Origin of the sequence: Gordonia sp. SMJS1, assembly GCF_029866425.1 — a bacterium.
In the GTDB taxonomy this organism is placed as follows: Bacteria; Actinomycetota; Actinomycetes; order Mycobacteriales; family Mycobacteriaceae; genus Gordonia; species Gordonia hongkongensis.
The window spans coordinates 1926892-1947540 of record NZ_CP123381.1 but is presented as its reverse complement, the minus strand read 5'-3'; the positions used below and the strand labels follow the sequence as shown (position 1 = coordinate 1947540).

Sequence of the window (20649 nt, the reverse complement as noted above, 5' to 3'; positions counted from 1 at the left end):
GGTGGTGTGGTTAGTCGCTCGCCGGAGTGATGGTACCGCTGAACGTGCGACCCGCCCGCCAGTACTGGAACGGGACCGACTCGCCGATGCTGGCGGTTCGGATCGCGACGTTCAGCTCGTCGGCGCTCTCGATCGGGCGATTGTTGAACGAGGTGATCACGTCGTTCTCCCGGATGCCCGCGCGTTCGGCGGGGCTGCCGGCGACGACGTTGCGGACCTGTGCGCCCAGCACGCGCTCGTTGCGCACCGAACTGGCGTTGACGCCGATCTGCGGGTGGTTCACGCGGCCGTCGCGGATCAGCGCCTCCGCGATGGGCTTGGCCTCGTCGATGGGAATCGCGAATCCGAGACCGATGTTGCCGCCCCCGGCGCCGAGGCGCCCGGCGGTGTTGATGCCGACCACCTGGGCTTCGCCGTTGACCAGCGGACCGCCCGAGTTGCCCGGGTTGATCGCGGCATCGGTCTGGATCGCGTCGATCACCGCGTCGGTGTCGGACTCTGCGTCGGGCGTCAGCGCCACGGCTCGGTCGGTCGCGCTGACGATGCCGCTGGTCACGGTTCGGTTGAGCCCCAATGGAGATCCGAAGGCGACCACCTCTTCGCCGATCTGCAGGTCGCCCGAGCTACCGAGCACCGAGACCGTCGGGTTCTCGACATTGTCGACCTTCAACACGGCGAGATCGGTCTTGGGATCGCGACCGACGATGCGCGCCGGGACCCGCTGACGGTCGAAGAACACGACCTCCAGTTTGGCGCTCTTGTCGTTCGCGGCCATCGAGATGACGTGGTTGTTGGTGAGGATGTAACCCTCTTTGTCGATGACGAATCCCGACCCGGTGGCGTAGGCGCCCGCCGCGCGGACGTCGATGGCGACGACCGACTTCTCCACCGCCCGGGCCACCTCCGCCACGGACGACCGCGGTCCGGCGTCGCCGCCGGTGTCCTCGGTGGACAACTCGACCGTGTCACTGGTGAGCGGCGCGGCCACCTCCGCGGTGTACCGGCCCATCAGCCCGCCGACGAGCCCGATCAGCAACGCGATCACCGCGAGCGTGGCAAGGGCGACCCAGCTCAGGCGATTGCCGAGCAGGATGTCGCGGACACCGAGCTTGGGGCCGGTCTCGGTCGGGATGTCCGACGATGCGGATGCCAGCGCGGGTGCGTCCAGCCGCGCCGGGCTCTCCGGGTCGCGCCACGGGTCCTCCGGCGCCTGCGGCTGCTCGGTGTGGCCGTAGGTCGCGAGCGGATCCCGCTGCAGGGTGTCGCTCGATCCGGCCGGCCGGCCGAAGGCCTCGGCGAGCACCGGGTCCGGAGGTGCGATCTGCGGCTCGGGCGGCCGCTTGTCGCCATCCGAGGTGGCGAACGAGCCGCGCACACCCGACGGGCGGCCGAACACCTGCGCGGTCGACGGCGACACGGGCCAGTGTCGGGTCCGCGACGGCGTCAGACGTTGTGACTCGGGCGGTTCGGCGCGCCGCGCGAACTGTGCGTCACCGGTATCGGGAGAATCGGCGTCGGGGGCCACGGTCACCGGCCCCGGCGACGGAAGGCGCGGCCGCGGGCCGCGGGGATGCCGTCGGTCGGCGCATCGGGCGACACCGTCGGCCCGAACCCTGCCGGGCGGGGTGGCTCGGAGCTCAGATCGATCTCACGCGTGGGGATCTGGGAGAGCTGACCGAGGAGGGAGTCCGGGATCGACACGCGGCCGGACTCGCGGAGTCGGGTGCGGGCCAACGACTGCGCCTCGACCGCGGTGACGCACTCGGGGCACAGCGCCAGATGATGAGCGGCCCGCGCATGCGCCGACATCCCGAGCTCGCCGTCGACGAAGGCGGCAACCGCCTCGGGGGCCAGGTGCTCGGTGGGTGCGAAGCCGCGTCCGCCGGCCGTACCCGGCGCGCGGTAGCCGCGGTTGGGCAGGAACGACGAGGGAGCCGGACTCCAGGTGTTCGTATTCCACCTGGCTGGGGTCCAGGAGGACCGCCGGCGACGAAGGTTGGGAGTCGGCGGTTCGACACCGCCGCTTCCGGTCGGACGCCCGCGATCGCCGTCCATCATCGTCGTTCACCCCTCTCCACGACGAAACCGCCGCACGATGAATCCTGTGTTGCCACTGGGCTCTGCTGCTGTCTGCCACGGTACCGACCGGCGGCATCCGATGCCGTCCCCCGAACGCGTGGCGTCCGCGGGCTACGGACTCCGATCGCATCGTGTCCCGTGACACAGGCAACGTCTCAGCGTATCCGAGACTCGCAACGATGCTCGGCGGAGCAGGGTTCCCGGCAGCGACCTCAGGCGTGCGAGCCGAGCGCGACCGAACGGCTGCTGGTGTGGCCCTGGGCCGCGAGTGCGTCGCGGATGCTCTGCCGACCGCGATGGATGCGGCTGCGGACGGTACCCAGCTTGACACCGAGGGTGGCGGAGATCTCCTCGTAGGACAGGCCCTCGATGTCACACAGCACCACGGCCGCGCGGAAGTCGGGAGCCAGCGAGTCCAGGGCGCGCTGCAGGTCGGGGTCGAGGTTCGTCGCGTCGAAGACCTGCTGCGGATCCGGGGTGTCGGCCGGCACCCGGTCGTACTCCTCGGGCAGGGCTTCCATCCGGATCTTGCTGCGGCGACGGACCATGTCGAGGAACAGGTTGGTGGTGATGCGGTGCAACCAGCCCTCGAAGGTGCCGGGACGGTAGTTCGACAACGAGCGGAAGACCCGGATGAAGGTCTCCTGCGTGAGGTCCTCGGCGTCGTGCTGATTCCCCGACAGACGGTAGGCCAGACGGTAGACGCGGTCGGCGTGTTCGCGGACCAGGTCGTCCCAGGACGGCATGAGCAGTTCGTCGCCGGTGGCGTCGAAACCTGCGGTGCCCGCCGGAACGGCGGGCACGGCGTCGGCGGGATCGCGGGGATCGGTCATGGTCGGTGGTCGGTTCCTCTCTCGTGAAACACGCACCCGGTGACCCAAGCACTCACCGAAGACGAACGGATGATTCCGGCTGGGTATTCCCGAGCTGCCAGGAAGTTCTCACCGACCTCCCGGGACCTGTCCCAACCGGAACAGCTCTCACCCTCTCCTATCGGAGTGTGGCCGCCGTATGAGGCGCCTGAGTGTTGCCTGAGGATGCATCGTCGGTCTCGCCGCGAGCGGATTCGCCCAGGTCTGGCGCGCCGGGTCGGGTTCCGCCGCGGGGCCGGACTAACCTCGACGCGTGACCGAGTCAACGCCGTCCACACGCCCCGACCTGATCGCCTACGCCGAGTCGGCCATCGTCGAGGACGACGCCGTCATCGCCGCCCGCGCTCGCGCCGAGGAGCTTGGCGCGACACCGGTCAGCCCGGCGGTCGGCGCGCTACTGGCTCTGCTGGCCCGCGCGGCCGATGCGCGCGCCGTCGTGGAGATCGGGACCGGCACCGGGGTGAGCGGCCTCTGGCTGCTCAACGGCATGTCGGCCGACGGCGTGCTGACCACGATCGATCCCGAGCCCGAACATCACCGGGCCGCACGGGCGTCGTTCGCCGGCGCCGACATCGCCCCGGGCCGCACCCGGCTGATCAACGGCACGCCGGTCGAGGTGCTGCCGCGGTTGTCCGACGCGTCCTATGACCTGGTCTTCGTGGACGGACCACTGCTGGACCTGCCCCGGTTCGTGCGTGAGGCCGTCCGGATGTTGCGACCGGGAGGTGTCGTGGTCGTCCACAACGCGACCGCGCACGGAACGGTCGGCGACCCGGCCCGCACCGAACCGCCGACGGCGGCGGCCCGCGAGGCGGCCCTGCTGATCGCCGACGACGAGCAGCTGCTTCCCGTGGTCATCCCGCTCGGGCCCGGCGTGCTCGCCGCCGCGAAGATCCGCTAGTCGGCCGCGCTCCTGCTGGACTAGACGTCCGTCGAGAATCGAATCCCGTTGTCGGGGATCTCGATTCCCGGCCACACCCGGGCGCCGCGCAGCAACTCGCAACGGGCGCCGATGTCAGCACCGTCGCCGATGACCGTGTCCCGGACCAGCGCACGCGGCCCGATGCGGGCACCGAAGCCGATGATCGACCGTTCCACGACCGCGCCGGCCTCGATCACGGCGCCGTCGAAGACGACCGCGCCGTCGAGACGGGCGCGCGGGCCGACCTCGGCGCCACGGCCGACCACCGTGCCGCCGATCAGAAGGGCACCCGGGCCCACTCCCGCGCCTTCGTGCACGAGGGACTCGCCGCGACGGTCCCCCAGGGCGGGCGACGGCGCGATCCCGCGGACGAGGTCGGCCGAGCCGCGGACGAAGTCCTCGGGCGTACCCATGTCCCGCCAGTACGCGTGATCGACGTGTGCGTGGACGTGACTGCCCTCGGCGAGCAGCCGGGGGAACACCTCGCGCTCGACCGACACCGGCAGGCCGGCCGGGATGGATTCGATGACCTCGCGCTTGAACACATAGGTGCCGGCATTGATCTGGTCGGTCGGCGGGTCCTGGGTCTTCTCCAGGAACGCGGTGACCCGGCCGTCGGCGTCGGTCGGGACGCAGCCGAACGCGCGTGGGTCGCTGACCCGCACGAGGTGGATGGTGACGTCGGCGTCGGCGGCGCGGTGACTGTCGATGACGTCGCCGACATCGGTGCCACCGAGGACGTCGCCGTTGAACACCACGATCGTGCTCGCGGTCAGTTCGTCGAGGACGTTGCGGATACCGCCGCCGGTGCCCAGCGGCTCGTCTTCGGTGACATAGCGCATGCGCAGGCCCAGCTTCGAACCGTCGCCGTAGTACTCGCTGAAGACCTCGGCCTTGAACGAGGTGCTGAGCACGATGTCGCGGATACCGGCCGCCCGGATACGGGACAGCAGATGGGTCAGGAACGGCAGCCCGGCGGTGGGCAGCATCGGTTTCGGCGCCGACAGGGTGAGTGGGCGCAGGCGGGTTCCCTTCCCGCCGACGAGGACGACGGCCTCGACGTCCTCCCTGATGTTGTCCGATCCCCCCACGGACGGTCTTTCCACCGACTCACGCACGGTGTAGTTGTCCACTGGATCGGGTCCTTCCTCGAGGTGACTGGTGTTCACTTCAGCATTCATCGGGAGTTCTCGCTCGCCGACGCGCGTCGCGCCGCGCGCACGGCGAGCCGGGATCGGACCTCCAGGCCGATGCGCAACGCCAGGCGCAGCGGCGCCCGCCACGGTCCCGGATTGCGGTCGGCCTGGAACCGGTAGGCACTGCGGTGGTGGGCGGGCAGCATCTTCTCCGGATGCCGGCCGGCGCTGTGCCCCTTGGTGTGCACGACCTCCGCGCTCGGCACATAGACGTTCTGCCACCCGGCCTTGCCGAGGCGGTCGCCGAGATCGACGTCCTCCATGTACATGAAGTAGCGGGCGTCGAAGCCGCCGATGGCGTCGAAGGCCTCGCGCCGCACGAGCAGGCAGGAGCCCGACAGCCACCCCACCGGACGTTCCGACGGTGTCTCGTCGTCCGCGCGGTAGGCCGCAGTCCACGGATTGGACTTCCACACCGTGCCGAGGATCGCGTGTCCGGTGCCCGACACGAGGTCGGGAACGCGCCGCGCCGAGGGGTAGATCGAGCCGTCCGGTTCGCGGATGAGCGGGCCGAGCGAACCCGCTCGCGGCCAGCGCTGGGCGGCGGCCATCAGCTCGTCGATGGCACCGGGCTTCCATTCGACATCCGGATTGGAGATGAGCACGAACTCGACATCCGGGTCGAGTTCGGCGACACCGCGGTTCATGGCACCGCCGTAGCCGATGTTGCCGCCGGTGCGGACCAGCCTGACCGTGTCGTACTCCTGCTCGGCCCGTTCGGGCGCGCCGTCGTCGGACCCGTTGTCGGCGATGATGACCTGCGGCATGACGTCGGTGACGGCGTCGAGGCTGCGCAGGAAGGTCACGAGGTGATCGCCGGAGAAATAGGTCACCGTCACCACGGCTGGCTGAACTGGCACGCCGCTCAGGGTAACGAACCGGGGTCGGCGTCCGACGCGGCGATCGCCGCGTGCAGCGCGGGTCGCCACGGCCGGAGCGGGGTGAGACCGGCGGCCTCCCAGGAGTGGCCGGAGAGCACCGAGAACGCCGGCCGCGGGGCCGGGCGCGGGAACTCGGCGGTCGTCGTGGGCAGGACCCGGTCGGGCTGCGCCCCGACCTCTTCGAAGACCCCGCGGGCGACGTCGAACCAGGTGGCGGTGCCCGAGTTCGTCGCATGCAGAACCGCGCCACAGACCTCGTCGCGGGGGCCCGCGACGACGAGTTCCCAGAGCCCGTCGGCGAGGTCGTACGAGTAGGTCGGGGACCCGAGTTGGTCGTCGACGACCGACACCGTCTCCCGTGACTGTTCGAGCCGCCGCATCGTGCCGACGAAGTCGCGGCTGTCGGGTCCGCCGGTGTAGACCCATGCCGTCCGCACGACGGTGGCCCGCGGGTCCGCCGACAGCGCGGCGCGTTCGCCGTCGAGCTTGGTGCGGCCGTACACGGTCGCGGGCGTTCCGCTCACGTCGTCGGGTTCGTATCCGTTCCGCTCGACCGGCCGGGAACCCTCCGCGGCGCCCCCGGGGAACACGTAGTCGGTCGACACGTGCACGAACCACGCGCCGGCGTCGGCGGTCCGGCGCGCGAGCACCTCGGGCCCGGTGGTGTTGACCCGCCGCGAGCCTTCCGAGTCGGCCTCGGCTCCGTCGACGTCGGTGTAGGCCGCGCAGTTCACCACGATGTCGTCGGGGCCGAGGTCGCCCAGTGCGGCGGCCACCGAGGTCGGGTCGGCGATGTCGACGTCGGCTGAGGTGAGCGGCCGCACGACGACGTCGGGAACCTCGCTCGACCGTGCTTGCAGGGCAGTCCCCAGCTGCCCGCCGGCGCCGACGATGTACACGGTGGGGTTGCTCGGCGTCACACGCATGAGCACCATCGTGCCGGAGTCCGGCGGTACCCACGCGACGACGCGCTCGCCGGAACACGTGACGACGGCTACTCACACGACCGGCGTTGCGTTCTCGAATTCGCGAATCACTTCAGTAGCCTGGCGACAGCACACAACAGCCGACCCGCCTTGCACATCAGCATCGACATCCTCAGGCGTAACGCTCGCCGCGTCGACCCCGGACCCGATGTGCCGACCTCGAAAGGGACCGCTCACCAGTGGATTCACCATCCGACGGCCCGCGTCGGCGCGCGCAGCCGCGCCGTCCGGCACGGCCGGGTCCCGACGGGCGTCAGCCGATGCCCGGCGATCGGCGCGCCCCGGAGCCCGGTGCGCGCAGGCGCCCGGCCCGGCCCCCGTACGACGGTGGACCAGATGGACGCGAATCCCCGCGGCGCGCGGCACCGCTCCCCGGTGAACCGGGCAATCCTCCACCCCGAGCGCGACGCCAGCCCCCGCCGGACCCGCGACGTCGAGCTGCCGATCCACGCGACCCCCGCGACCCCCGGCGTCGGCCGGCCGCCGACACCCGCAACTCCGAACGTCGCGCCCCCGGCGGTCGACGAGCCACGCCAGAAGCCGTGGAACCCACCCCTACCCGGCAGCGCCGCCCCGGCGAGCCGCGGCCCGTCCGACGCACCTCCGGCGAGATCCACACCCGCCCGGCCCCGGCCGCTAAGCGGACGTCCGAGCAGAAGCCGGGCGACCCCAAGACGAGCCCGCGGAAGCCGACCGCACGTCAGTCCACCGACCCGAAGCCGACCGGACCCAAGCAGACCGGACCCAAGCAGATTGGACCGAAATCGGCCGGACCGAAGCAGACCGGACCGAAGTCCGGCGACCGACGCACGGCGGCGACGTCGTCGACACCGGAACCACCGTCGAAGCCGCCGGCGGACAGCCGACGCAAAGGTGCCCGGACCCCGGGGCGGCTGGGGTCGTGCGCTCATCGCGGTCGCCTCGGTGGCGGTGCTGTTGTGCACCGGATACGCCTGGAACACGATGTCGGATCTGCAGACCCGCATCACCCAGCTCGGCGGACTCGATCTCGGCGGTGGCGCCGAAGACGGGGCCGTCGACATCCTCCTCGTGGGCACCGATTCGCGGACCGACGCCAAGGGCAATCCGCTGTCGCCGGAGGAACTCCGACTCCTGCGGTCGGGCGACGAGGTGGCGACCAACACCGACACCATCCTGCTGATCCGCATCCCCGACGACGGCTCGTCGGCGACCGCGATCTCGATCCCCCGCGACTCGTATGTCGACGTACCCGGTGTCGGGATGAGCAAGATCAACGCCGCCTACGGCACGACGCGCGAAACCGTTCGCGCGCAAGCGGTCACCGATGGCAAATCCGAGAGCGAGGCCGAGTCCGAGGGCACCCTGGCTGGCCGGAAGGCGTTGGTGGACACCGTCGCCAACCTGACCGGCGTGCAGGTCGACCACTACGCGGAGGTGGGCCTGCTGGGGTTCGTGCTGCTGACGAACGCGGCCGGGGGCATCGACGTCTGCCTGAACGACGCGGTCCGGGATCCCTTCACGGGCGCGCGGTTCCGCGCCGGCCGTCAGACTCTCGACGGGCCCAAGGCGCTCAGCTTCGTGCGCCAGCGCCACGGCCTCCCCCGCGGCGATCTCGACCGCATCACCCGTCAGCAGGCGTTCATGGCGTCGCTGACGCAGAAGATCATCTCGGCGAACACCCTGACCGATCCGGGTAAGCTGTCGGAGCTGCAGGACGCGGTGTCGCGATCGGTGGTCATCGACGACGACTGGGACATCATCCGGTTCGCCGAACAGCTCAAGGATCTCAGCGGCGGCCGGGTGAAGTTCGCGACCATCCCGATCGTGACCGAGCAGGGCTGGAGCGAGGACGGTCAGCAGAGCGTCGTCCAGGTGGACCCGCGCGAGGTCCAGGCCTTCACCGGTGACCTGCTGGCACCGAAGCAGACGCAGGGCATCCAGCGCGGCGACTACACGGTCGACGTGGTCAACGCCGGCACCATCGACGGGCTCGCCTCGAACGTCGCGAACATCTTGACCAACAAGGGTTTCCGGGTCGGAGCCACCTCCAGCGGCAAGGCCGACACGAAGGACTCGATCGTGTACGCCAAGGAGGAGAGCGACGCCGCTCGGCTCCTCGCCAAGGATCTCGGCGGCGCCCAGGTCGTCGCCGATCCCGCCCTCGGCGACGATCAGTTGAAGGTGGTGCTCACCAACACCTACGCCGGTCCGGGCTCGATCAGCGACACCGGCGACCAGACCGACAACACGCCGGCGAGCGAGCGCGTCGGCAACAAGCGCCCGCCGATCACCGCGGGCAACGAGGGGCCCATGTGCGTGAACTGACTCCGAACACTCTCACCGACGCGATCTTCGCCGCGGTCGCCGATCATTCGCGTCCGCTGCTGACCTACTACGACGACGCGACCGGTGAGCGCACCGAGCTCTCGGCGGCGACCCTCGGCAACTGGGCGGCCAAGACCGCGAACTACCTACGCGACGAGATCGGGGTCGCCGAAGGCGATGTCGTCGCGGTCGATCTCCCGGAGCACTGGCAGACGGCCGGCATCCTGCTGGGCGCGCTCTGGGCGGGCGCCGAGGTGCACTTCGACTCCACCGAAGACCCGATGATCGTGTTCACCAGCCGTGATCGCCTGGACAGCCATCCCGACGTCGACGAGGTCGTGGTCGCCTCGCTCGATCCGTTCGCGCTGCCGCTGCGCGACCTGCCGCCCGGCGTCGGCGACTACGGCAGCGTCGTCCGCGTCCACGGCGATCAGTTCTCGTCTCGGTACCCTGCATCGGCCACCCTGGAGGGCGCCCCCATCGGCGAGGTGCTCGACGACGCCCGGGCGACGGCTGAGCGCGAGGGAATCGGACCGGGCGCCCGCGTGGTGTCCACCCGGCCGTGGTACTCCGGCGACCGGGTGATCGCTCACCTCCTGGCACCTCTGCTGGCGGGCGGCAGCCTCGTCCACGTCTCCGCGGCCTCACCGGAACGGCTCGCGGCGATCGCCGAGATGGAAAAGGCCACCCTGATCCTGTCGTGAACCCCGCGGGCACGCCGCCGATCGGGCACAGTGGGGACATGCGAATCCCCCGCGTGGTGGCCCGGCTGAACAAGCGAGTGACCAACCCCATCCAGCGACAATGGGCGCCCAGACTGGCTCCGTACGCGATGGTCGAGCACGTCGGACGCAAGTCCGGCAGGCACTACTCCATCCCGGTGATGGCGTGGGTCGACGGCGATCGTCTCACCATCATCCTCACGTACGGGCGGCACACCGATTGGGTCCGAAACGTGCAGGCCGCCGGGACCTTCGGCCTGATCCGCAAGAACCGGCACTACCGGGTGACCGGTCCGCGGGTGGTGCCGTCGGACTCGCCGGACATCGCCCAGGGTGCCCGCATCCCGGCGCGACTCTTCGACTCCGCGCTCCTCGGCACACTGCACGCGGCGTGATCTGATGGCCGACGACCCGCTCGACGACTTCGTCGCCGAGGACGTGACCCTGTACGGGACCACCCGCCGGGTGCATCGCCTCGGCAGTGGTCCCGCCGTCATCGTCATCGCCGAGATGCCGGGGATCAGCCCCAAGGTCGCCGACGTCGCGCGCCGGGTGGCCGGGGCGGGCGCCACCGCGGTGCTGCCGTCGCTGTTCGGCGTCGACGGCCGTGATCCTCGCCCGGACAACCTCGGCGCGGTCGGCTCGGCGACGAACATGCTCGGCACCATCGCCCGGGCCTGCATCACCCGCGAGTTCACGATCCTGGCCACCGGCAAGACGTCACCGGTCGCGTCGTGGCTGCGGGCGTTGGCCGCCCGCGAACACGACCGGTGCGGCGGCCCCGGGGTCGGTGCCGTCGGGATGTGTTTCACCGGCGGGTTCGCACTCGCGATGGCCACCGACGAGCGGATGCTCGCCCCGGTGCTGTCCCAGCCCTCACTGCCGTTCGCGGTGTTGCCGGGACGCGCGCGGGCCATCGACGTGAGCGAGTCGGATCTCGCTCTGGTGCAGGCGCGGTGCGCACGCGGCCTCGAGGTGATGGGTCTGCGTTTCCAGGGCGACCGTCTGGTGCCGGGAGCCCGATTCGCGTATCTCCGGGAGATCCTCGGCGACGCCTTCATCGGCATCGAGCTACCCGACGAGTCCGCGAACCCGGATTCGATGCTGCCGCGGCCACATTCGGTGCTCACCGAGGACCTCCGCGACGAGCCAGGGCAACCGACCCGCGAGGCCTACGATCGGGTCATCGACTTCTTCACCGCGAAGCTCGGCCTGCAGCCGACGATCTGATCGGCGGAAGTGCTACTCCCCCAGCAGTTCCTGCTGGAGTGCCGCGTCCTTGTCGAGAACCATCTGTTCGAGCCCCTGCTGGAATTCGACCATCCGGGCGCGCAGGTCGGCGTCGGCGGCGGCGAGGATGCGGACCGCGAGCAGCCCGGCGTTGCGGGCGCCGCCGACCGACACCGTGGCCACCGGGACCCCGGCGGGCATCTGCACGATCGACAGCAGCGAATCCAGTCCGTCGAGATGCCGCAACGGGACCGGTACCCCGATCACCGGCAGCGGGGTCGCCGACGCGACCATGCCCGGAAGATGCGCGGCGCCACCGGCTCCCGCGATGATCACCTCGATGCCGTGGCCCGCCGCCCCTGCCGCGTAGTCGAGCATGCGCTGCGGTGTGCGGTGAGCCGAGACGACGCCCACCTGGAACGGCACGTCGAACTCGGCGAGGGCCTCGGCGGCCGCCTTCATCGTCGGCCAGTCCGAATCACTGCCCATGATCAGGCCCACCCGCGGGCCGTGCGTCTCACTCATGAATGTTCATCCCATCCGTCGGTCCACGTCGCCCGCGACATCCACTGGGCCGCGCGTTCGGCACGCTCCCGTACCGACTCCGGCGAATCCCCTTCGCGCCCGACGATGTTCACATGCCCGATCTTGCGATCGGGCCGCTCGCCCTTGCCGTAGAGATGCACCTTGGCCTCGGGCATCCGGGCCATGAGGTGGTGCAGCCGCTCGTCCATCGACATCGCCGGTGCGTCCGCCGCGCCGAGGATGTTGGCCATCACCGTCACCGGCGCACTCGGTGCCGTGCTGCCCAACGGATAGTCGAGGACGGCGCGCAGGTGCTGCTCGAACTGCGAGGTCACCGCGCCGTCCATCGTCCAGTGCCCGCTGTTGTGCGGACGCATCGCCAGCTCGTTGACGACCAGCTCGCCGTCGACGGTCTCGAAGAGTTCCATCGCCATCACACCGACCACACCGAGCTCGTCGGCCAGCCGCAACGCCATCTGCTGTGCCTGCGCGGCGACCTCGTCGTCGAGCCCGGGAGCCGGTGCCAGGACGACCGCGCACTGCCCGTGGCGCTGGATGGTCTCGACCACCGGCCACGCCCCACCCTGACCGAACGGCGACCGCGCGATCATCGCCGACAACTCTCGTCGCATCGGCACCTTCTGTTCGGCGAGCAGCGCCGGTGCGTCGTCGGGGTACTCGTCGAAGACCGCGAGAGCGTCGTCCGCGCCGTCGACGAGCCACACCCCGCGGCCGTCGTAACCGCCGCGGACCGCCTTGACGACGATGGCCCAGTCGTTGGCCTCGCCGAACTCGATCAGACGAGACCGGGCCGCGGCCCGGTCCCCGGACAGGTCGGCGAAGTCGGGCACGGGCAGTCCGAGCTCGGCCAGCCGGACCCGCATGGCGAGCTTGTCCTGCGCGAAATGCAGCGCCTTCGACGGCGGCAGCACCGCGACGCCGTCGGCTTCGAGTGCCTGCAGGTGCGCCAGCGGGACGCCCTCGTGGTCGAAGGTCACCGCGACCGACCCGGACGCGGCGCGCCGCAGATCGTCGAGGTCGTCGTGCGACCCCAGGACGATGTCGGCGCTCACCTGGGCGGCCGGATCGGATTCCGAGGCCGCCAGTACCCGCAGGCACTGGCCCAGGGCGATGGCGGCCTGGTGGGTCATCCGAGCGAGTTGGCCGCCGCCGATCATCGTCACGGTCGGCATCCCCGACGCCCGGCCGCCCGGGCGCCCCGATTCAGGGACCGGCGGCACCTGCGACGACGGGGACACGGCCCCGCCGACCTGCTCGCGTGAATTCACGCGCACCATCGTGGCATGTATGCGGCATCATTCGCACAACCGCCCGGCACGTGTCCCGGCGGTTTCGTTTCGTACACTCGGATCTTGTGCCATTGATCGACGAGATGATCGCCCGCCTCCCAGCGCCGGTCCGTCGGCTCGTGATGCGGCACCACGAACTGATCAAGTTCGCGATGGTCGGCGGGACCACCTTCGTCTTCGACCTCGCCATCTTCTACAGCCTGAGCCTCACGGTCCTGGAGACCAAGCCGGTCATCGCCAAGGTCATTGCCGGCGTCCTGGCCACCATCCTGAGCTACATCCTCAATCGCGAGTGGGCGTTCAAGAACCGCGGCGGCCGCGAACGTCACCACGAGGCGATGCTGTTCTTCGCCATCAGCGGTATCGGCGTCATCCTCCAGGCCGCTCCACTGTTCGTCGCCAACAACATCTTCGACATGCGCTCCAACCTGAGCGTGTCCGAGATCGTGGTCATCGACTTCGTGCTCGGCTACATCATCGGCAACCTCATGCAGATGGCGTTCCGGTTCTGGGCACTGCGCAAGTTCGCCTTCCCCGAAGAACAGTTGCGCGGCGGGGACGCCGGATCGACCGACCTGCACCCCTCGCTCGCCGAGCTCAACGATGAGGAACTCGGTCACGCCTGACGCCCGATCGCGGGGACCGGCCGGAGTTCTCGTCGATCTCGTCGGCGAGTTCGGAGTCGCCCCGGTCGGTGCCGAGCTGATCGCGTCCGGTGACCAGCCGCGCGGGCACGACGATCGCGAACACCGGCGGTCGCCGGACGGTCAGTTCGAGTCGGCCACCGTCGGATTCGATCAATGCCCGCGCGAGTGACAGGCCGACCCCGCTCCGGCCCGCGCCGGGCCGTCGCCCGGCCGAGAAACCCCGACGGAAGATGTGTGCGGCGATCTCGTCGGCGACCCCGTCACCCTCGTCGGCGACGGTGATGCGCACCAGATCGCCCGCGGGCAGGGTGCCGACGTGGATCCGGCAGGTCCCGCGGCCGTGCTGCAGGGCGTTGTCGACCAGCACACTGACCGCCTCCCGGAGACGACCCGGGTTCGCGGTCAGCGCGTGCGGGACGCCGTCGAAGGTCGCCAGCAGTTCGCGGCCCCTCGCCTCGAAGGCGTGCCGGAAATCCCCGACCAGCGTCGTCAGCATGTCCGACACGTCGACGAACTCGGGCGCGGGTTCGTCGGCCCGGGACGCCTCGACCAGCTCGTCGAGTTCGGCGGAGAGCCGCTCGATCTGATCGAGGGCGGCCTCGGCCTCGGTGACGACCGCGGGGTCATCGTGCAGGGAGAGTTCCTCCAGGCGCAGCTGGATCGCGGTGAGGCGGCTGCGCAACTGGTGGGAGGCGTCACCGGCGACCTCTCGCTCGCGCTCGAGGCGTAGGGCGAGTTCGGCGTTCGCGTCGGCCAGTGCACGCGACACCCGATCGAGTTCGGCGATGCCGTACATCTTCCACTGGGTCCGGAAGTCGCCCCGGCCCATGGTCGCGGCCCGATCGGCGAGATCGGTCAGCGGATCGACGATCCGACCCGCGGTGACCGCGGCGACGAGCGTGCCGCCGATGACGGACGCGACGACGATGACGGCCACGATCGAGGCGGCGGTGAACTGGTCGTTGCGCACCTCGTCGCGCGGGATGGACAGGGTCAGCGTCCCGGCTGCGCCGAGCGCGATGGACTCCGAGAGCCGGGGCTCGCTGATGTCCGCCCCGACCACCGTGCGCTGCAGGGTGCCGGTGAGGTCGGGGAAGGTGACGATCAGGCTGCCGTTCGGCGGCAGCAGCAGCTGGAACGCCTCACGGTCGAGGGACTCCGGCGGGATCCGGCCGTCGGCCCCCTCCTGCCGGATCAGCTGGTCTGCGATGACCTTCAGCCGATTGTCGAGGTCCTGATGCGCGTTGTCGGCGACCCACCACCACGCGACGACACTCAGCGGGATGCCCAGCAGCCCACCGACCGCCAGCAGGACGGCGATCATGGTCGTGAGCAGGCGACGGCGCATGAGACGACTAGGGGTCGAACCGGAATCCGACGCCGCGCACGGTCACGATGTGGCGGGGACGGTCGTGGCGGTCGTCGCCGATCTTCCGGCGCAGCCACGAGATGTGCATGTCCAGGGTCTTCGACGACCGCAGGTCGGCCGAACCCCACACCTCGGTGAGGATCTCCTCGCGCGTCACCACCTCGCCCGCGCGTTCCATGAGGAAGCGCAGCAGGTCGAACTCGCGGTTGGCCAGGGTGAGGTCGTGTCCGTTCACCAGGACGCGGCGTGCCCGCGCGTCCAGGCGTAGGGCACCGCCCTCGAGGACGACGTCGCCGGGCTGGCGACGCCGCAGGAGGGCACGCACCCGCGCCAGCAGCTCGGCCAGGCGGAACGGCTTGCCGACGTAGTCGTCGGCGCCGGCGTCGAGGCCGACCACGAAATCCACCTCGTCGGTGCGTGCGGTCAGCATCAGCACCGCGAGCGCGGGTCGCTGGGCCCGTACCCGCCGGCACACCTCCAGACCGTCGAGCACCGGTAGCCCGAGGTCGAGGATGAGCAGTTCATAGCGGGTGTCGAGGGCTTTCTCCAGGGCATCCGCCCCGGTCGAGACCACCTCGCAGCCGTAACCCTCACGCGACAGCGCCCGCGCGAGCGGTTCGGCGATCGCGGCGTCGTCCTCGGCGAGCAGCACGGTCGTCATCGGTCGCGGACCCCCCGGTTCTCCGCCCGGTCACCGGGGTGCACGGGACCGTCGGCGGGCTGGTCGTGGGAATCGCGCCGGTGTCCGTCCCACGGATGATCTTCGTCGTCGTGGACGTCGAGCACCTCGTGGTACAGCAGCGCGTGCACCCTCTCCACCTGCGGGATGTCGTCGAAGGACAGCGGTTCGTCGGAGGCCGACTCGATGACCAGCGTGCCGGTGCGCAGCATCCGGTCGACGAGGCCGTGCCGGAACTCGACGGTGTTGATCCGGCGGATCGGGATGTCGATGCCCGACCGGGTGATGATTCCGTTGCGGAACATCACCCGCCGGTCGGTGAGCACGAAATGCGTTGTCTTCCAGGACATCAGCGGGCGGACGAAGTACCAGCAGAAGCCGATGGCCCAGACCGCCGCGACCGCGATGAGCAGCACGGTCTGCGGTGTCGACCGCAACCCCGACGACGTGATGACGCCGAGGAGTACGCCGGCGGCGGCGGTGAGGAGCCCGAACAACAGGAACGGCCCGAGCAGGCATTTCCAGTGCGGGTGCCGATGGAGTACGACGCGTTCCCCCGACGCCAGGTTCTCCCGCGGATAGGCCATGCGGCTCAGCATAAACGGCCGGGTGCCGCAGTAGACTGCCAATCACGCCGACCGCCGCCGTCCTCGTGCCGTGAGCATGCCAGGGCCCTGACACCAGATCCGACCGACACCAGATCCGACCATCGGCTTTCACGACCGGTCGGGGAGGAGAACGCCATGAGCTACCAGGATCCCCGCGACCCGCGGACCGCGCGCTACGAGTCCGGTTACACACCCGAGTCGCGTGCCTACAGCAGCCAGAACGACCCCTATGCGCGCGATCCGTACGCCGCCGATCCCTATGCGGGAGATCCGTACGGGGGCCAGGGCGCCTACGGCCGGCCGGGCCAGCCCGCCAAGCCCCGTCGTGGCCCGGACATCAATCCCGTCACGTTCGCCGGCGGTGTGGTCATGACCGGCGTGGTGACCGGTCTCGCGGCATGGCTCGTCGCCTGGATCATCTCCGCATTCGTGGAGAAGGTGAACGAGTCGGGCAAGTTCGGCGTGTGGAACCCGGTCGCCGCCAGCGAGCTCTGGTTCGGCGTCGTCGGCTTCCTGTGCGCGCTTGCCGCGGGTGCGCTCTGGTACGTGCTGCACCTGGTCACGCCGTCACCCGATCAGTTCTACCGGTGGATCGTCGGCCTGCTGCTGGTGGCGGCCGTGCTGATCCCGATCCTGACCTACAACCAGATCTCGGTGGGCATCGAGACCGCGATCGTGCATCTGGTGATCGGTCTGCCTTCGCTGACGATCATCCCGGCGATGGCCGGCAAGAGCGTCCAGCGCCCCGCCGGCTGAGCCGGCGAGGAGCGGAGCGACGAGCCGAGTCGAAGTCACTCCGGCCGCAGGTGGGTGACATCGCCCGCGGCGGCCACCACCTGCTCACCGTCGGCGTCGACGACGATCCGGCCGGAGGGGTCGACACCGGTCGCGGTGCCGACGACCTCACGATTGCCGGGCAGGACCAGCCGTACGCGGCGGCCGATGGTGTCGCTGTCGTCGCGGTACCGCGCCGCGAGCCCGTCCAGGTCGTGCGGCCACAGGTCGAGCAGCTCGGAGAGCGCCCGCAGGTACGACGCGGCGAGCTCGGTCAGGGGGACGTCGCGGCCGGTGGCGAGCCGGAGCGAGGTGGCGGTCGGGACCGGCAGCTGCTCCTCCGCCATCGTGGTGTTGAGCCCGGTGCCGATCACCGCCACGCCTCCCGGGCCACCTGCGGCATGCTCGCTGCGGGTGTATTCCGAGAGGATGCCCGCGACCTTCTTGCCGTCGATCAGCACGTCGTTCGGCCATTTGAGCGTCGGACGGATCCCCATCGCGTCGTCGACACCCTGCACGGCGGCGAGTCCGGCCAGCAGCGACAGCCAGCCCAGGTCCTCGGTGTGGTCGGCGACGTCGAGCGCGGCCGACATGGCCAGCTGCGTGCCGGCCGGCGCGGTCCAGGTGCGGGCGTGGCGGCCACGTCCGGCGGTCTGGTCGGTGGTGATCCGCACGGCGCCCCCGACGGATTCGCCGGCGGCGCGCGAGACGAGGTCGGCATTGGTCGAACCGGTCGCCTCGACCACCTCGATGCGGTGCCAGCGGGTGCCGGTGAGACGGGTGCGGAGCAGATCGGCGTCGAGACTCATACCTGACGAAACTACTGGCCGCCGCCTCCGCACGAACGGATACCACCGGTTTCACGGTCGACCCGCCGGCCCACCGACCGATCGCTCGTAAACCTGAGGGATATCTCACGTTGATCCGGTTGACGTGGCTCACACTCGGGTAGTTAGCATCGTCAGTCATGACCACTGCTTCGCGCGACGACGCCGCCGCTCCCGACATCCACACGACGGCGGGAAAGCTCGCCGATCTGCGCAATCGTCTCGAGGAGACCAAGCATCCGGTGGGTGAGGCCGCCGTCGAGAAGACCCACGCCAAGGGCAAGCTCACCGCGCGGGAACGGATCACCCACCTGCTCGACGAGGGGTCCTTCGTCGAACTCGACGCCCTCGCCCGGCACCGCAGCACCAACTTCGGACTCGCCGAGCGCCGCCCGCTCGGTGACGGCGTCGTCTCGGGTTACGGCACCATCGACGGTCGCGAGGTCTGCGTCTTCTCGCAGGATTCGACGGTCTTCGGCGGCAGCCTCGGCGAGGTCTACGGCGAGAAGATCGTCAAGGTCATGGACCTCGCGATCAAGACCGGTCGCCCCCTGATCGGCATCAACGACGGCGCCGGCGCCCGCATCCAGGAGGGCGTGGTCTCGCTCGGCCTCTACGGCGAGATCTTCCACCGCAACGTGCGTGCTTCCGGTGTCATCCCGCAGATCTCGCTGATCATGGGCGCCGCGGCCGGCGGTCACGTGTACTCCCCCGCGCTCACCGACTTCGTGGTCATGGTCGACCAGACCAGCCAGATGTTCATCACCGGTCCGGACGTCATCAAGACGGTCACCGGTGAAGAGGTGACGATGGAGGAGCTCGGCGGCGCCCACACGCACATGTCGAAGTCGGGCACCGCGCACTACGTCGCCTCCGACGAAGAGGACGCCCTGGAGTACGTCAAGGAACTCCTGAGCTACCTGCCGAGCAACAACCGCGCCGATGCCCCGCGTCTGCCCGTCGCGCAGCCGGCCGCCGGTTCCATCGAGGACACCCTCACCGAAGAAGACCTCGAGCTCGACACCCTGATCCCGGATTCGCCGAACCAACCCTATGACATGCACGAGGTCATCCGTCGCATACTCGACGACGACGAGTTCCTCGAGGTGCAGGCCGAGTACGCGACGAACATCATCATCGGCTACGGCCGGGTGGACGGCCGCAGCGTCGGCATCGTCGCCAACCAGCCGACGCAGTTCGCCGGCTGCCTCGACATCGACGCCTCGGAGAAGGCCGCCCGGTTCGTGCGCACCTGCGACGCCTTCAACATCCCCATCGTCACCCTGGTCGACGTCCCGGGCTTCCTTCCCGGCACCGATCAGGAGTACCGCGGCATCATCCGTCGCGGTGCGAAGCTGCTCTACGCCTACGGCGAGGCGACGGTCGGCAAGATCACCGTCATCACCCGGAAGGCCTACGGCGGCGCGTACGACGTCATGGGCTCCAAGCACATGGGTGCCGACGTGAACCTGGCGTGGCCCACCGCCCAGATCGCCGTCATGGGCGCCTCGGGTGCGGTCGGGTTCGTGTACCGCAGCCAGCTCAAGGACGCGGCCGCCAAGGGTGAGGACGTCGACGCACTGCGTCTGCAGCTGCAGGAGGAGTACGAGGACACCCTCGTCAACCCGTATGTCGCGGCCGCCCGCGGATACGTGGACGCGGTGATCCCGCCGAGCCACACCCGCGGTCAGATCGCCACTGCGCTCAAGCTGCTCGAGCGCAAGATGGTCAACCTGCCGCCCAAGAAGCACGGCAACATCCCCCTGTGACACCAGCGGTCAGTTCCGAGAGCGAGAATTCCGTGAGCGAAGACTCCACGAAGTCCGAGCGTCCGTTCCTGACGGTCGTCGGCGGCAATCCGACCGACGAGGACCTCGCCGTGCTGGTGACCGTCCTCGCCGGTGCCGGTTCGGGCGGCGGTTCGGCCGAGCCCGAGACCCGGAACGACTGGGGCCACCCGATCGACCGGCTGCGTCCGCAGTGGGGCGGCCCGGGAAGCTTCACCAACCTGCGTTACTGACGATGACATCCGAATCCGAGATCGGGCCGGGTACTCCCGGCCCGATCTTCGTACTCGGTTCGGCCTCCCCTGCCCGGCTCCGCATCCTTCGGGCGGCAGGCGTCGAGCCGGTCGTGCGGGTGTCGGATGTCGACGAGGATGCGCTCCTCGCCGCGCTCCCCGATTCCACACCGGCCGGTGTGGTGGTCGCCGAACTCGCCCGCGCGAAGGCGGAAGCCGTTGCGGCACTTCCGGAGATCGCCGAACTCGCCGGGTCCGGCAGCGCCGTGGCCGTCATCGGCTGCGACTCGATGCTCCATCTAGGCGGCCGGCTGCTCGGCAAACCGCACACCCCCGAACGCGCCGTCGCGCAGTGGTCGGAGATGCGCGGTCGTAGCGCGGACCTGCTGACCGGCCATCACCTGATCCGCCTCGACCGGCCCGCGACCGCCGGCGGGACGAGCTCCACCACGATCCATTTCGCCGCCGCCGACGACCACGTCATCGAGCGGTATGTCGCCAGCGGTGAACCTCTACAGGTGGCCGGCGCATTCACCCTCGACGGTCTGGGTGGCTGGCTGGTCGAGCGCATCGAGGGCGACCCGTCGTCGGTCATCGGTATCGGCCTGCCGCTGGTCCGCACCCTCCTGGCCGACGTCGGGCTCTCGGTCACCGACTTCTGGCGCCACTGACGACGACCCGCTCCCTGAGGTGGC

The 20649-nt window shown here is 70.0% G+C and carries 21 protein-coding genes and 1 pseudogene; 10 read left to right on the top strand and 12 right to left on the bottom strand.

The features are described 5' to 3' along the window. Positions 1 to 10: 10 nt before the first annotated feature. From QAD21_RS08925 to sigE, 3 genes are all read right to left on the bottom strand, one after another. Positions 11 to 1531: a trypsin-like peptidase domain-containing protein gene (locus QAD21_RS08925; protein ID WP_055475032.1), complete on the bottom strand. Its 1521-nt coding sequence runs from the start codon at positions 1529 to 1531 to the stop codon at positions 11 to 13. Beyond that, positions 1528 to 2058 (bottom strand): hypothetical protein, encoded by a 531-nt coding sequence (locus QAD21_RS08920; RefSeq protein ID WP_055475033.1) that lies wholly within the window; start codon positions 2056 to 2058, stop codon positions 1528 to 1530. The genes QAD21_RS08925 and QAD21_RS08920 overlap by 4 nt, the downstream gene beginning before the upstream one ends. A gap of 233 nt (positions 2059 to 2291) precedes the next feature. After that, positions 2292 to 2912, bottom strand: a complete 621-nt coding sequence (gene sigE / locus QAD21_RS08915; RefSeq protein WP_055475034.1) for an RNA polymerase sigma factor SigE — start codon at positions 2910 to 2912, stop codon at positions 2292 to 2294. A 292-nt stretch (positions 2913 to 3204) separates the two neighbouring features. On the opposite strand from sigE, the gene QAD21_RS08910 reads away from it, so the two are divergent. Further along, positions 3205 to 3852 (top strand): O-methyltransferase, encoded by a 648-nt coding sequence (locus tag QAD21_RS08910; RefSeq protein ID WP_055475035.1) that lies wholly within the window; start codon positions 3205 to 3207, stop codon positions 3850 to 3852. A 20-nt stretch (positions 3853 to 3872) separates the two neighbouring features. Here the strand turns inward: QAD21_RS08910 and QAD21_RS08905 are convergent, their stop codons facing one another. The 3 genes from QAD21_RS08905 to rfbD are packed head-to-tail and all read right to left on the bottom strand — an operon-like array spanning position 3873 to position 6885. Continuing rightward, on the bottom strand, positions 3873 to 5006 hold the full coding sequence (locus tag QAD21_RS08905) for an NDP-sugar synthase (protein WP_055475036.1): 1134 nt from the start codon (positions 5004 to 5006) through the stop codon (positions 3873 to 3875). A gap of 44 nt (positions 5007 to 5050) precedes the next feature. Continuing rightward, positions 5051 to 5929, bottom strand: a complete 879-nt coding sequence (locus QAD21_RS08900) for a glycosyltransferase family 2 protein (protein WP_171011636.1) — start codon at positions 5927 to 5929, stop codon at positions 5051 to 5053. A 5-nt stretch (positions 5930 to 5934) separates the two neighbouring features. Next, positions 5935 to 6885 carry a dTDP-4-dehydrorhamnose reductase gene (gene rfbD / locus QAD21_RS08895; protein WP_055475038.1) on the bottom strand — a complete coding sequence of 317 codons (951 nt, stop codon included), beginning with the start codon at positions 6883 to 6885 and terminating at the stop codon, positions 5935 to 5937. Between the two features lie 230 nt (positions 6886 to 7115). Between rfbD and QAD21_RS08890 the strand changes: the two are divergent. The 4 genes and pseudogenes from QAD21_RS08890 (at position 7116) to QAD21_RS08875 (ending at position 11195) form a co-directional block, all read left to right on the top strand. Next, a pseudogene (locus QAD21_RS08890) lies at positions 7116 to 9243 on the top strand (LCP family protein). After that, positions 9231 to 9947, top strand: coding sequence for a TIGR03089 family protein (locus QAD21_RS08885; RefSeq protein WP_055475040.1), 717 nt, complete (start codon positions 9231 to 9233; stop codon positions 9945 to 9947). The pseudogene QAD21_RS08890 and the gene QAD21_RS08885 overlap by 13 nt, the downstream one beginning before the upstream one ends. Positions 9948 to 9985: 38 nt before the next feature. Continuing rightward, the gene (locus QAD21_RS08880) at positions 9986 to 10360 is read left to right on the top strand and encodes a nitroreductase family deazaflavin-dependent oxidoreductase (RefSeq protein ID WP_055475041.1); all 375 of its coding nucleotides are present in this window, start codon (positions 9986 to 9988) and stop codon (positions 10358 to 10360) included. A 4-nt stretch (positions 10361 to 10364) separates the two neighbouring features. Continuing rightward, positions 10365 to 11195: a dienelactone hydrolase family protein gene (locus QAD21_RS08875; protein ID WP_055475042.1), complete on the top strand. Its 831-nt coding sequence runs from the start codon at positions 10365 to 10367 to the stop codon at positions 11193 to 11195. Positions 11196 to 11207: 12 nt separating this feature from the next. Here QAD21_RS08875 and purE read toward each other — a convergent pair whose 3' ends face one another. Continuing rightward, positions 11208 to 11720, bottom strand: coding sequence for a 5-(carboxyamino)imidazole ribonucleotide mutase (purE, locus tag QAD21_RS08870; protein ID WP_055475043.1), 513 nt, complete (start codon positions 11718 to 11720; stop codon positions 11208 to 11210). Then, positions 11717 to 13018, bottom strand: a complete 1302-nt coding sequence (locus QAD21_RS08865) for a 5-(carboxyamino)imidazole ribonucleotide synthase (protein ID WP_055475044.1) — start codon at positions 13016 to 13018, stop codon at positions 11717 to 11719. The genes purE and QAD21_RS08865 overlap by 4 nt, the downstream gene beginning before the upstream one ends. 77 nt (positions 13019 to 13095) lie before the next feature. On the opposite strand from QAD21_RS08865, the gene QAD21_RS08860 reads away from it, so the two are divergent. Then, positions 13096 to 13656 carry a GtrA family protein gene (locus QAD21_RS08860; protein WP_197282748.1) on the top strand — a complete coding sequence of 187 codons (561 nt, stop codon included), beginning with the start codon at positions 13096 to 13098 and terminating at the stop codon, positions 13654 to 13656. Here QAD21_RS08860 and QAD21_RS08855 read toward each other — a convergent pair. From QAD21_RS08855 to QAD21_RS08845, 3 genes are read right to left on the bottom strand one after another with little or no spacing between them, the layout of a single operon-like run. Continuing rightward, complete coding sequence (locus QAD21_RS08855) at positions 13628 to 15025, bottom strand: HAMP domain-containing sensor histidine kinase (protein ID WP_055475045.1); 1398 nt, start codon at positions 15023 to 15025, stop codon at positions 13628 to 13630. The genes QAD21_RS08860 and QAD21_RS08855 overlap by 29 nt on opposite strands. 7 nt (positions 15026 to 15032) lie before the next feature. Beyond that, the gene (locus QAD21_RS08850) at positions 15033 to 15707 is read right to left on the bottom strand and encodes a response regulator transcription factor (protein WP_004572230.1); all 675 of its coding nucleotides are present in this window, start codon (positions 15705 to 15707) and stop codon (positions 15033 to 15035) included. Beyond that, positions 15704 to 16324, bottom strand: coding sequence for a PH domain-containing protein (locus QAD21_RS08845; RefSeq protein WP_055475046.1), 621 nt, complete (start codon positions 16322 to 16324; stop codon positions 15704 to 15706). Before QAD21_RS08845 ends, QAD21_RS08850 begins: the two co-directional genes overlap by 4 nt. Positions 16325 to 16468: 144 nt before the next feature. On the opposite strand from QAD21_RS08845, the gene QAD21_RS08840 reads away from it, so the two are divergent. After that, positions 16469 to 17089 carry a hypothetical protein gene (locus QAD21_RS08840; RefSeq protein WP_055475047.1) on the top strand — a complete coding sequence of 207 codons (621 nt, stop codon included), beginning with the start codon at positions 16469 to 16471 and terminating at the stop codon, positions 17087 to 17089. Positions 17090 to 17124: 35 nt separating this feature from the next. Here the strand turns inward: QAD21_RS08840 and QAD21_RS08835 are convergent, their stop codons facing one another. Further along, entirely contained in the window at positions 17125 to 17916 is a 792-nt protein-coding gene (locus tag QAD21_RS08835) for a biotin--[acetyl-CoA-carboxylase] ligase (RefSeq protein WP_055475048.1), read from the bottom strand. 158 nt (positions 17917 to 18074) lie between these two features. Here QAD21_RS08835 and QAD21_RS08830 point away from each other — a divergent pair, with 158 nt between their 5' ends. The 3 genes from QAD21_RS08830 to QAD21_RS08820 are packed head-to-tail and all read left to right on the top strand — an operon-like array spanning position 18075 to position 20625. Further along, the gene (locus QAD21_RS08830) at positions 18075 to 19703 is read left to right on the top strand and encodes an acyl-CoA carboxylase subunit beta (RefSeq protein WP_055475049.1); all 1629 of its coding nucleotides are present in this window, start codon (positions 18075 to 18077) and stop codon (positions 19701 to 19703) included. A gap of 32 nt (positions 19704 to 19735) precedes the next feature. Then, on the top strand, positions 19736 to 19954 hold the full coding sequence (locus QAD21_RS08825; protein WP_171011626.1) for an acyl-CoA carboxylase subunit epsilon: 219 nt from the start codon (positions 19736 to 19738) through the stop codon (positions 19952 to 19954). Between the two features lie 2 nt (positions 19955 to 19956). Then, entirely contained in the window at positions 19957 to 20625 is a 669-nt protein-coding gene (locus tag QAD21_RS08820; protein ID WP_055475051.1) for a Maf family nucleotide pyrophosphatase, read from the top strand. Positions 20626 to 20649: the final 24 nt, after the last annotated feature.